We start from the raw sequence: 12,704 nt of genomic DNA on the forward strand, positions 1-12,704 counted from the left end.
ACAAGGGTGTATGACATTGTTGTCATACACCCTTGTAGTACATTCTTAAACTATGCTTTTGACGTATACGCGTGAACAAGTGATACCACTTCATCCACCGTAGCACATTGAATCGCTTTGTCTGCCAATTGTTGCATTTCTGTCTGACTTAATTGTTTAATTTGACGACGCGCTTTAAGAATAGATGTCGCACTCATTGAGAACTCATCTAAACCTAATCCTAATAATAGTGGGATTGCAGTTTCGTCACCAGCCATCTCACCACACATACCTGTCCATTTGCCTTCTTTGTGAGAAGCTTCAATGACTTGTTTAACAAGTCTTAAAATAGCAGGGTTATATGGTTGGTAAAGATAAGATACTCGTTCAGACATACGGTCAGCTGCCATTGTGTATTGAATTAAGTCATTCGTACCGATACTAAAGAAATCCACTTCTTTCGCAAATACATCTGCAAGTGCTGCAGTAGAAGGAATTTCCACCATAATACCAAGTTCGATATCATCGCTTACAGATACACCTTCATTTTCTAGATTTGCTTTTTCTTCTAATAATAATGCTTTTGCATCTCGGAATTCTTGTACGGTTGCAACCATTGGGAACATGATGTTTAGTTTCCCATACGTAGACGCACGTAATAATGCACGTAGTTGAGGACGGAAAATATCTGGTTGATCTAAACATAACCGAATCGCACGATATCCTAGAAATGGATTCATTTCTTCTGGTAAGTTTAAATATGGTAATTCTTTGTCACCACCAATATCTAACGTACGAACCACAACACGTTTGCCTTTCATTTCTTCAAGAACTTTTTTATAAGCTTCGAACTGTTCGTCTTCAGTTGGCATCGAATCGCGTCCCATATATAAGAACTCGGTACGATATAAACCAATACCTTCAGCACCATTATCTTTTACACCTTCTAAATCATTTGGTGTACCAATGTTTGCTGCAAGCTCAACATGTTGACCATCAAGTGTTTTTGACGCTTCATCGCGCAATTTTTTTAATTCTTCACGGTCATCAAAGAAAGATTGACGCTTTTGTTGATAAGCTTTAAGTTCGTCGTCAGTTGGGTTAACAATGACATCTCCAGTTAAACCATCCACAATCATCATGTCGCCTTGTTTAACATTAGAAGTAATCGTTTTAGTCCCAACAACTGCTGGAATTTCAAGTGAACGACTCATAATTGCGGAATGTGACGTACGTCCACCAATATTCGTTACAAACCCTTGTACATATTGTTTGTTTAATTGTGCTGTATCAGAAGGTGTCAAATCATGCCCTACAATCACAACACTTTCATCAATAATACTTGGGTTAGGAAGTTCTACACCTAAAATATGTGCTAAGACACGTTTAGAAACATCACGAATATCTGCAGCACGTTCTTTCATGTAAGCGTTATCCATCGATTCAAATATCACAATAAAGTTTTGAGTGATTTCAGTTAACGCATGTGCTGCACTTGCTTTCTCATCACGAATTTTAGCTTCGATCGGTTGAATTAATTCTGGATCGTCTAAAACAAGTAAATGTGCATCAAAAATAGCCGCTTTATCTGGTCCTAATTGTTCCTCGGCATTATTTCTAATTTTTGTTAATTCAATTTTAGAGTTTTTTAAAGCTTCATTAAATTTAAGCACTTCTGCTTCAATATCGTTTGTCGTGGTTTCAGAGAAACTCAAATCTGGTTCGATGAGCATATAGGCTTTGGCAATTGCGACACCGTCAGATGCTGCAATACCTTTCATGATTTCAGACATTATTTTGTTAAACCTTCTTTTGATAAGACTTCAGAAATAGCTTGAATTGCTTCTTTTTCATCGCTACCATCTGCGTAGATTGTAATTTCAGCGTCTTTACCCACACCTAAGCTCATAACACCCATGATTGATTTTAAGTTAACTTTTTTCGCATTGTATTCTAATTGAATATCAGAATCAAACTTTGAAGCAGTTTGAACTAACATTGTCGCCGGGCGCGCGTGAATTCCTGTTTCGTCAATAATTACATATGATTGTTGTTCCATCTTTTATCTTACTCCTTCTATTCCATAAATTCATTAGCATAAATTTATTTTTAAATTAGCTACTTAGCATTACATTACCAAAAAGTACATTTATTTTCAATTCGAAAATAGTTGTCATGATACGTTTTCTCTTGCTTTTCAACAATTTTTCGTCAATTCAGATTAGGGACTTTACAACATTTTCGCATTTTTGAATATGTTCTTTACCGACTTTCATCATAAAATAGTAACTAATTGATGCAGATACCGCTTGACCTACTAAAGGAAACCAGCGTGTTTGTTTCGCCGCTGTTCGTTTAGCTACGTCGCGTATAACAATGCGCAAGATGCCTTTAGATACTTTTTTACCTATTAATTGGCTACCTTGCAAGCCAGCAGCTATCTTGATGCGGTTTTTCATATCATCGGTCATTTTATTCACTTGTTTATGATCTAAGCCATAAATTTTATTGACATCTTCTATGATATCTTTCATTAGCTTTATATCTACCCCTACATCGAATCCCGGAATAGGTATAACCGTAGCACCTGAAGACACCAATGCTTTTTTCTTAATGACTGATTCTGCGTATTGACGTCTTTTTTCGATTTCAGCTTCTGTTTTCGGTAATGCATCCTTCACTTTAATTTCATCAATATGCATCACTTTATTACCCATTTTTCGCGTCATTTTATCTTTTAAACCCATAACTAGGCCACCTTTCAACGATATAATAACTATATATACCCTTTTTTATCATGCCTTATGCTGTAATGTAACAAATATAACTTTTAAATATTTAGAAGGTTTATAATGTGAATGTGTTTTAAAATCTTTAGGTAATCCCATCACTTCGTCCAATTGATAGGAAACATTCGCTTGATTTAAAGTTGTTTTAATCGTATTTTTGAATGCGTTGAGCGTGTACATACTATGATTGGTGCTTAATATCAATGTACCGCCTGGATTGAGTATCTTTAAGGCGTTTTGAATTAATAAGCCATAATCTTTCGTAACAGAAAAGGTCTTCTTTTTGTTTCTAGCAAAGCTTGGTGGATCAATGACAATTGTATCGTACGTATAACCATGTCGTTCCGCATATTTATAATAATCAAACGTGTCCATGACATAAATAGATTGTGAACTAGGGTCAATGCCATTAATACCGAAATTTTCTTCTGTAAGTTGTCGTGAACGATTCGCTAGGTCTACACTTGTCGTTTGTGCCCCATTCGTAGCGGCGATGACAGAAAATGCACCCGTGTAACTAAATAAATTCAAGACCCGTTTGCCATGACTATAATAATCTCGTAATTTTTTTCTTACTTCTTTTTGGTCTAAAAATATTCCCGTCATCGGGCCATCATCTAAGTGCACATTATAAAAAGTAAAATTTTCTTCAATAATAATTGGAAATTGTGGTTTTTCGCCTAACACCCAACCACTTTTAATTTCATCATTTTTAAAACGTGTTTTTTCATAAACAGATTTAAATGTAAAGATGGCTTGTATTGCTTCTAAAATATCGGCTCTAAATTGATAAATGCCTTCAGAATACCATTGAACTAAAAGATGGCCATCATAATAATCGATTGTAAGTCCCCCTACACCATCACCTTCGCCATTAAACAGTCTGAAGGCATTCGTTCCTTCGATGTGATAATAATACGCACGCACATCATGTGCTTGTTGAAATAATGTTTTGAAGAATAACGTGTTAATCGCTGTTTCACTATCATAAGATAAAATCCAACCTAATCCTTTATGTTGGCGCCCCACATAACATGTTGCGATAAATTCACCTTTTGATGATTTTAATTGGAAAAGGTCTCCTTCATTCAAACGGTCACTTTTAAAAATATCTGTTTCCACTATTAAAGGATACTGATTGAAATATTTTTCTTCTTTCCCTTTATTTAAAATTGCTATTTTCATAATGTCAGCCTTTCTTTTATAGCATTTATTTTAGTTTAACATGAATCAAAGGAATCATTGAAAGTCTTTTTATTGGGGTTCAATTCAAATTATCAGAAAAGAAAACATCAAAATCTATAATCAAAGCAAATTAAATCAAATAAACAGGATGAGACATTTCAGTCTCATCCTGTTTCAACACCCTCATTATACGTGATTTTCATGATTTTCAATTTTTTCAGGTGACGGTTGGCGTAATTGGAATACAAAAGCCACAATTGCTGGTATTAACATTAAAACTAAAATTGGTGTAATAAAAATAGATAACATCAATCCGTGAATCAAAATTACGATATATTCTGTTAATAACTTGAAGAACAGAATGCTTATCATAAACAATTTTAAGTAATAATGACTACCTTTCATCATATTTGTAACGGATGTCCATATAAATATCGTCACAATTAATAGTAATAAGAATAAGCTTACCCATTCATAGACATATTGTGTCTGTGATAGTTGCCAATCACCTGATAAAAATAATCCGTTGCGGTTTTTAAATTCTACTAAAATGAAGAAAAATAACACAACCCCGCATGCAATGGATACGTATTCTCTTCTCAACCATTTAGGTCGATGTAAGAACGATGGAATGTCATCTTCTTCTAACGTTGCCCAACTCAACCATTTGTCTTTAAAGGCTTCACGTTTACGTCTAAGTTTTTCGATATCAATGCTGCGACGTGTGCGATATGAAAAGTCTCGCGTAAGTTCATTTGTACGATCTTGGATATCTTTGAAGTGGTATTTTGATTGTCCCGCAAAACTATATTTTTTACTACGAGAATAAGGATTTTCTTCTCCTGTGATTTCTTCTTGCGTCATAGGTAATGCTCGACGTAAAAATAAAAAGTTCCAAATCGCCATTTGTCCAAGCAACCATAATATTACGAAAAACGTGTTAATACTTAATACATCTATAGGCGCAACTTGTCGTTCCTCTATTCGACTATAAAGTGCCAGTTGCCCAATGATATAACAAAGACCATAACTTATGATAATCCATAGATAATGCTTTTTACGATTTAACGGATTAAGTTCATCTTTGTACGTGATATATCCAATATGTATTAAGAATGGAAAAACAAAAACAAAAGCTACAATACCGTAAACTTGTGACATGAATATTAACGTTAAGACAAAATAAATAATACCAATTAATAAAAACAGTATTGAAATATCATAATCAAAACGTGTTGTGTTTGTTAGCGTTCTCCCGATAAAAATCATAAAAAGACCAAATAATAAGATGATAATGCCACTCACTAAAGGTATTTCACCAATATAATTACTCATAACGCGAATAATTTCATTAAAAAAAGCCATAATAAAGTCCCACAAGTTCTCAATGTGAATCGCTGGCTTTTTATGTGCACTGAATTGGTGAATAAGTGGAATATTAAGGAAAATAATAACACTTAATAAAATAGAAACTGCACCGATGATGTAACTGTAGATCACTTCGGTGTATTTATTAAACAAAGACATCCGCTTCACCTCACAATTATTATATACGAAGACGCAGTACATGTCTTTATAAAAAACAAATCTCATTCTTAAGATGGAGAGACGTAAAACGTTGTAAATACACGCATTTTTCAGTTTTTATAAAAAAATGTTAATCATACTGCTTTCACTATATTTATTTATATTATCTTTTTAAACACGATTAAAACATACTTTATTCATAAGATTAACGCATTTATTTATTATACCAAAAGTTACATTTGTTTGTTACCCTTCTTTAAATGTTTAATAAATAAATATGTGGGAATTCTTAGAAGTAGATAACATAAAAGGAGAGATGTTATATGTCTAAAGAAGAAATCAAAAAAGCAGCAGAAAATGCTAAAGATAAAGAGCAAGAATTAAAAGATAAAAAAGATGATGCTAAAGATGGTGCTGAAAAAACGAAAGATGATATTCAAAGCTCTTTTGAATAACGCATCCATTCATTAGCTGAATCGATTTATGGGGTCAGACAGTATATGTTCTGGCTCCTTTTTTATTACCTGTAGTTTATTATGCATTCTTACACTTTTTCGCATATCATTGATTAAATTAGCGTGTCTCAAAATACATTCAATTACCATTCAAACCTTATAACCAGCACTTTTCGTCAACGTTTAATCCACCATTTGTTTCCACGCATTGACATTTAGTGACGTCGGGTGTATAGTGACGTTAATCAATTCAATAAACACACACTAGGGGTGTGCAAACTGAGATGAGGTCATCACCTCAAACCCTTTGAACCTGAACTAGATGATACTAGCGTAGGGAAGTGTGAAGATAGACTCTAAATGATTCACAATACGTCTGTTGTTTGTGACCTTTCATTTGGTGTTTTATTTACACGCTCACGCACAGTACCTTGTTTAGGTGCTGTGTTTTTGTATATATAGGAGGATGTTTATGCGTTCAAAACGAAAAGGTTTAACATTATCTGACATATTAGTTACAGTGTTAATCTCTGTCATTTTTGCTGTTATTTATAATCTTTGGTGGGTGGCATACTATACCGTTCAACCTCTCGGCTTACATCTTGATCAATTGATGTATGGCATGTGGTTTGCAGCTTCTGTTGTGGCCTACCTTATCGTTCCGAAAATGGGGATTGCTTTAATCGCTGAATTTGCAGCAGGTGCAGGAGAAACAATTATTATGGGCCGTTTTGATATTCCTACGATTATTTATGCCCTACTTCAAGGTTTAGCATGTGAAATTGTTTTTGCGATTTTTAAATATCAATCACGTGCATTTATGGTAAGTGTTTTAGCAGGGATGGCAGCAGCCATTATTAGTTTTCCAGTTGATTGGTATTATGGCTATTTAAATGAAGTTGCCGCTTGGAATTTAATTTTACTTATTATATTCCGTTTACTCAGTGGTGCTGTTTTAGCAGGGGTATTTCCTTATTATCTTGTGAAAGCATTAGACAAAACAGGTGTTACCAAACTATTCCGCCCTGCTTCTAAAGAAGATTATGATGCATTATAAGGAGCATTCATCGTGTTAAAAGCTACAAATTTACGTTTAAAATACCCTAATGGTCCTAAGAAAATTTTTGATGGGCTGAACATCGAAATTAAAGAAAAAGAAAAAGTACTTTTACTCGGTCCCTCAGGATCTGGTAAGAGTACGTTGTTGAATGTCTTAAGTGGCATCGTACCCAACTTAATCGATTTACCAATGAAATATGATGACTTAAAGGTTGCCAAAAATGCTGGAGTTATTTTTCAGGATCCTGATTCTCAATTTTGTATGCCACAGGTGAATGAAGAACTTGCGTTTGTGTTAGAGAACCTTCAAGTCCCGCAAAATGAAATGGATCAAAAAATTGCAAAAGTTTTGGAGCAAGTACAATTAGATGTTCATCCTAAGCATGCGATACATCGATTAAGTGGAGGAATGAAGCAGAAACTAGCAGTTGCGGGCACCCTTTTACAAAAAGCGGATACGTTGTTTTTAGATGAGCCTACAGCCATGTTAGATACTGAAGCAACTGAAAATTTATGGACATTGTTAAAAACGTTATGGGAAGACCAAACGGTATTAATTGTTGAACATAAAGTAGAACATATATGGGATGTTGTCGATCGTGTTATTTTAATGAATCATGACGGACAAATAATTCAGGACGGCACACCTTCTGACATCCTCACCCATTTTGAAGAGACCTTAACAGATTACGGCGTGTGGCACCCTAGAGCATGGCAAGTCGCTCCACCGGTTGTCCAACACAATACACATTCTAATTTTCGTCTTACTTTCAGAAATGGCATCATCAAACGAGGCAAAAAGCACTTATATTCCGTAGACACTTTTCAAGTGCAGTCAGGTGATTGGATTGTAATTACTGGAAAAAACGGAGTAGGCAAGACTACATTTTTTGAATCACTGATGCAACTCATTCCTTATGAAGGTAGCCTTACATTCAATGACATACCCATTCGTAAACTTAAAACTGCTTCAAGTCATATGTTTTTGGTTTATCAAAATCCTGAGCTTCAATGTTTACAAAATTCAGTTTATGATGAAATTTTTATTAATTTCAAGTATCAAAATGCCGAAGATGCCCATGAAGCTACTGTAGAAATGTTAACATTATTGGATTTAATTCATGTCAAATCTCAACATCCCTTTGAACTTTCAATGGGTCAAAAACGCCGTTTAAGTGTTGCGATTGCATTAAGTACATCTGCAGATATCATTTTGTTAGATGAGCCTACATTTGGATTAGATAGTCATAATACATTTAAACTTATTGATTTATTTCAACAACGTATTCAGCAAGGCCAAGCCATTATAATGAATACGCACGATCCAGAAATCATTCAACGGTATCCCACACATCATTACATCATAGAAAATGGAAAAATGTTTGAAAGTAAGGTGACAACATGATTGAATCTTGGAAGTCATATCGAACATTTATGGATAAAGTCAATATTATAACGAAATTGTTTCTAGGTATTGCATTATTCGTATTTGTGATTTTCGTACATAATTTTGATACGATGCTATACCTTGTCTCATTCATGTTTCTTTTGACATTGATACTCAGTGGTGCTAAATTCCGAGTTTTATTTATTTTCATCACACTGAGTACATTGTTTGCCATCAGTTCATCACTTTTTATGATTTTTTACGGTAATGGACATCATGAGCTCTTCAAATTTGGATTTATTCGCATTACGGAAGAAAGTCTCGTTCGTGGGCTGCATTTATCTCTAAGAACGTTGGTCATTAGCTATTTTGGTTTAGCTATCGCGTTTACGTCACAAGTGATTATGATTTTTTATAGCTTTATGCAACATTTACGCGTCAAACCTAAAATCGCATATGCATTTATGGCTGCTTTTCGGATGTTGCCGTTAATTATGGAATCTTTTATCCAATTGAGACATGCCCTTAAAATGCGTTATCAAATGATTCAAAAATCTCATTATCGAGGTACAAAACGGTTTTATCATATATTAATACCTTTATTAAGTCAGAACATGCGTAAAGCGCATCGTCTTTCTGTCGCAATGGAAATGAAAGGTTTTAAAGATGGGCCGCGTACGTATTATTATGACGCGCCTTTTAGTTACCGCGATATATTACTTATCGTTTCTATCATTGGTGTCGTACTCTGTGCTTTAATGTTGAGTCATTATATACCGATTACTGGCATTACGGATGTACGATAGGTGCTTTGCGTTTTCACGATCTCGATGATGTGAAAAGGCACACCATTTCCTTTCCTACTATTCCATCTGCAAAGGAAATAACCCGTTTAAAGAGCCCTTCTCACACGTATTGTGTTTGAAGGGCTCTCATGATATATATCGCTAAATGGTATAACTTATACTTCCAATTATGTGGTGACAAATGATGCAACAAATAAGGATTATTTTAATGCTTTATTTGCAATATCTTTCCGATAAAATAATGCGTCGTTTTCAATTTTAGATACACGTTGATATGCTAATTCTTGGGCTTTTTGGATCGTATCACCTTCACCTAAAGCAAGAATGACACGCCCGCCATTTGTCACAAAATTTTGTGCCTCATTCTTTTTTAATCCACTCACAAAATAATGCTCTAAATCTTCTTCAAAACCAGTCACGTGATGACCCTTTTCATAAGAAGCCGGATAGCCTTTAGATGCTAACATGACGCCCACAACCGATTCAGACTTCCATTTTTGTGAAATAGGCTTTTTGTCTTTTAACTCTAAAATATGTGTCATTAAATCACTTTCAAGACGCGTTAATAACACTTGTGCCTCAGGATCACCAAAACGTGCATTAAACTCTATCACTTTAGGTCCTTCTTTCGTTAAAATAGCACCAATATATAGAATACCAAAATAATGGTAACCTTCTGCTTTTAACGCTTTAGCAATGGGTTGAGCAATACGATCATTCGTTTGACGTAAAACGTCATCACTAATATGCGGAACAGGACAATACGCACCCATACCACCTGTGTTAGGTCCTTGATCACCATCATAAGCACGCTTATGGTCTTGTGCAATCGTTTCAAATGGAACAGCGTAGTCCCCATTCACAAATGTCATGACTGAAAATTCTTCGCCTTCCAAAAAGGCTTCAAATACCACTTTATCATTGTCATTTGGATATAACGTATGCACGGCATCGACGGCCGCTTCACGTGTATATGCAATGATAACGCCTTTCCCCGCTGCTAAACCATCCTTTTTTAATACAACAGGTAATGCGCACGTATCAACATAGTTTAACGCTTCATTTTTGTCATTAATTTCACGATAGTCTGCCGTTGGAATATCGTATTTTTTCATTAAATTTTTGGCAAACGTTTTAGATCCTTCTATTTGGGCTGCTGCTTGATTTGGCCCAAACACTGAGATGCCTGCCTCAATTAATAAATCTGCTAACCCATCTGTAAGAGGTTGCTCAGGACCAATAATCACCCACTCAATCGCATGATTCTTAGCAAAATCAAGAATGGCATCATGGTTTGTTTCAGCAATTTCTAGATGAATGTTTGCTATAGAAGTCATCGCATCATTACCCGGAATGACATCAATATGTGTAACAAGTTTCGATTGATTTAATTTATGCACAAGCGCATGTTCACGACCGCCACTACCAATAACGAGTATTTTCATTTTTAGTTCCTCCATTAATGTTTAAAATGACGTACACCTGTTGTCACCATTGTGATGCCATAACGATTTGCCATATCTATAGAATCTTGATCTTTGATGGAGCCACCAGGTTGAATAATTGCTTTGATGCCTGCTTTGGCGGCAAGTTCAACTGTATCGTCCATTGGGAAAAAGCCATCTGAAGCTAAAGCAACTTGGTCATTCATTTCAATAGCTTGACGTATAGCAATTTCTGCTGCACCGACGCGGTTCATTTGACCCGCACCCACACCTACAGTTTGATGGTTATTCGCAAGGACAATTGCGTTACTTTTAACCGCTTTTGCCACTTCCCATCCTAGCAATAATGCTTCCCATTGCGCTTCTGTAGGTTGTACATCCGTAACTACTTCCATCTCTTTGCGCGCCGTTTGTACATCATCTTTATCTTGGACTAAATAACCGCCAGAAACAGAAACAAACTCTTGTTCACCTACGATAGGCGCCATATCAATTTGAAGTAAACGAATATTTTTCTTTTGAGACAATACCTCTAGTGCATCTTCATCGAATGATGGTGCAATGATTACTTCTAAGAAAATCTCATGTAGTTGTCGAGCCAATGCTTTAGTTACTGTTCTATTAAGTGCAATGATACCCCCGAAAATAGATGTCGAATCTGCTTGAAATGCATGTTCGAAAGCTTTTTCAATTGTTGCACCAAGCCCTACTCCACAAGGATTCATATGTTTCACCGCAACAGCTGCTGGCTCGTCAAATCGTTTTACAAGTGTTAACGCCGCATCTGCATCTTTAATGTTGTTGTAGCTTAGAGGTTTGCCATGATGTTGTACAGCACCTGCTAAAGTATTAGATGCTTCAGAGGTACGTACAAAATATGCGTTTTGTTGTGGGTTTTCACCGTAACGTAATGCTTCTTTATTCTGACTAAAGTGATTCACAATGGCTTGGTCATATTCTGCAGTATGTTGATAAACTTTTAACATTAATGATTTTCGAAATGCTTCATCTAAAGTATTCGATTTTAAACGCTGTAACACTTCATCATAATCTTCACTATGCACCACTGTTGTCACGTGCTTAAAGTTTTTTGCCGCTGCACGGAGCATCGTTGGCCCGCCAATATCAATGTTTTCAATGGCATCTGCTTCTGATACATCTGGATTTTCCACTGTCTTTTGGAATGGATATAAATTGACGACAACCATATCAATAAGGTCGATATCTTGTGCTTTTAATTGCTCTAAATGTTCTTGTTTATCACGATCAGCTAAAATTCCGCCGTGAACAGCAGGGTGTAATGTTTTCACACGTCCATCCATTATTTCATCAAAATGCGTTAAATCTGAAACGGAAGCAACAGGTATGCCTGCAGATTCAATAGCGCGTAATGTTCCACCTGTTGAAAATAATGCAAAGCCTTGATCAACAAGTCCTTTAGCAAAATCTTCTATTCCTGTTTTATCTGACACACTTAAAATCGCTTTTTTCATTTAGAAATCTCCTTATCGAATAATCTTTTGAATGACTTCAGGATACAATTCATATTCCAATGCTTTAATGCGTTGCTCAAGATCTGGCACTGCATCATTAGGATATATTGGACATTCTCGCTGCGCAATGACTTCCCCAGTGTCCATGCCAGCATCTACATAATGTACCGTTGTTCCTGTTGTTGTTTCCCTGTTGTTTAACGCCTGTTCTACCGCATGCTTGCCTTTATATTTAGGAAGAAGTGACGGATGTATGTTTAAAATCCGTCCTTCATAGGCATGGAGTAGTGTTTCCCCTATTAATCGCATATAGCCTGCTAACACAATCCATTCAACACCGTCTTTTTGAAGTGAGTCACATAATGTTTCTTCGAAGTGCTGTTTTGAAGAAAACTGCTTCGGATCATATGCATAAATATTGACATGATACTTTTGGGCAAGTGAAACACAAGGTGCGCCTGGTTTATCCGTATATAAACCAGTCACCTCGATATTTTCAAGTTTCCCTCTCTCAATATGTTGCATAATATTATCAAAATTGGTACCTGACCCTGACGCGAAAATGGCTATTTTAACCAT

At 35.7% G+C, this 12,704-nt stretch carries 12 protein-coding genes and 1 riboswitch; of the genes, 4 read left to right on the top strand and 8 right to left on the bottom strand.

Annotation, left to right across the window (positions count from 1 at the left end):
• Positions 1-50: 50 nt before the first annotated feature.
• The 5 genes from ptsP to auxA all read right to left on the bottom strand — a co-directional run bounded on the left by ptsP (position 51) and on the right by auxA (position 5,480).
• Positions 51-1,772 carry a phosphoenolpyruvate--protein phosphotransferase gene (gene ptsP / locus SHYC_RS08670; protein ID WP_039646339.1) on the bottom strand — a complete coding sequence of 574 codons (1,722 nt, stop codon included), beginning with the start codon at positions 1,770-1,772 and terminating at the stop codon, positions 51-53.
• Entirely contained in the window at positions 1,772-2,038 is a 267-nt protein-coding gene (locus tag SHYC_RS08675) for a phosphocarrier protein HPr (RefSeq protein ID WP_037566021.1), read from the bottom strand. Before SHYC_RS08675 ends, ptsP begins: the two co-directional genes overlap by 1 nt.
• Positions 2,039-2,195: 157 nt before the next feature.
• Entirely contained in the window at positions 2,196-2,726 is a 531-nt protein-coding gene (locus SHYC_RS08680; RefSeq protein WP_039646342.1) for a hypothetical protein, read from the bottom strand.
• A gap of 48 nt (positions 2,727-2,774) precedes the next feature.
• Complete coding sequence (locus SHYC_RS08685; RefSeq protein ID WP_039646344.1) at positions 2,775-3,953, bottom strand: class I SAM-dependent rRNA methyltransferase; 1,179 nt, start codon at positions 3,951-3,953, stop codon at positions 2,775-2,777.
• 186 nt (positions 3,954-4,139) lie between these two features.
• Positions 4,140-5,480 (bottom strand): lipoteichoic acid stability factor AuxA, encoded by a 1,341-nt coding sequence (auxA, locus tag SHYC_RS08690; protein WP_039646346.1) that lies wholly within the window; start codon positions 5,478-5,480, stop codon positions 4,140-4,142.
• A 323-nt stretch (positions 5,481-5,803) separates the two neighbouring features.
• On the opposite strand from auxA, the gene graF reads away from it, so the two are divergent.
• From graF to SHYC_RS08705, 4 genes are all read left to right on the top strand, one after another.
• Entirely contained in the window at positions 5,804-5,935 is a 132-nt protein-coding gene (gene graF / locus SHYC_RS12420) for a glycopeptide resistance-associated protein GraF (RefSeq protein ID WP_197708977.1), read from the top strand.
• Between the two features lie 256 nt (positions 5,936-6,191).
• A riboswitch (TPP riboswitch) is annotated at positions 6,192-6,292 on the top strand.
• Positions 6,293-6,407: 115 nt separating this feature from the next.
• Positions 6,408-6,992, top strand: coding sequence for an ECF transporter S component (locus SHYC_RS08695; protein ID WP_039646347.1), 585 nt, complete (start codon positions 6,408-6,410; stop codon positions 6,990-6,992).
• A gap of 12 nt (positions 6,993-7,004) precedes the next feature.
• The gene (locus SHYC_RS08700) at positions 7,005-8,399 is read left to right on the top strand and encodes an ABC transporter ATP-binding protein (protein ID WP_039646349.1); all 1,395 of its coding nucleotides are present in this window, start codon (positions 7,005-7,007) and stop codon (positions 8,397-8,399) included.
• Complete coding sequence (locus SHYC_RS08705) at positions 8,396-9,187, top strand: energy-coupling factor transporter transmembrane component T family protein (RefSeq protein ID WP_039646351.1); 792 nt, start codon at positions 8,396-8,398, stop codon at positions 9,185-9,187. Before SHYC_RS08700 ends, SHYC_RS08705 begins: the two co-directional genes overlap by 4 nt.
• Positions 9,188-9,387: 200 nt before the next feature.
• On the opposite strand, the gene purD is transcribed toward SHYC_RS08705, so the two are convergent.
• The 3 genes from purD to purN are packed head-to-tail and all read right to left on the bottom strand — an operon-like array spanning position 9,388 to position 12,704.
• Positions 9,388-10,632, bottom strand: coding sequence for a phosphoribosylamine--glycine ligase (purD, locus tag SHYC_RS08710; RefSeq protein WP_039646353.1), 1,245 nt, complete (start codon positions 10,630-10,632; stop codon positions 9,388-9,390).
• A 14-nt stretch (positions 10,633-10,646) separates the two neighbouring features.
• Complete coding sequence (gene purH / locus SHYC_RS08715) at positions 10,647-12,125, bottom strand: bifunctional phosphoribosylaminoimidazolecarboxamide formyltransferase/IMP cyclohydrolase (protein WP_039646355.1); 1,479 nt, start codon at positions 12,123-12,125, stop codon at positions 10,647-10,649.
• Positions 12,126-12,137: 12 nt separating this feature from the next.
• Positions 12,138-12,704 carry a phosphoribosylglycinamide formyltransferase gene (gene purN / locus SHYC_RS08720; RefSeq protein WP_039646358.1) on the bottom strand — a complete coding sequence of 189 codons (567 nt, stop codon included), beginning with the start codon at positions 12,702-12,704 and terminating at the stop codon, positions 12,138-12,140.

The sequence above is a fragment of the Staphylococcus hyicus genome (assembly GCF_000816085.1).
GTDB classification, from domain to species: domain Bacteria; phylum Bacillota; class Bacilli; order Staphylococcales; family Staphylococcaceae; genus Staphylococcus; species Staphylococcus hyicus.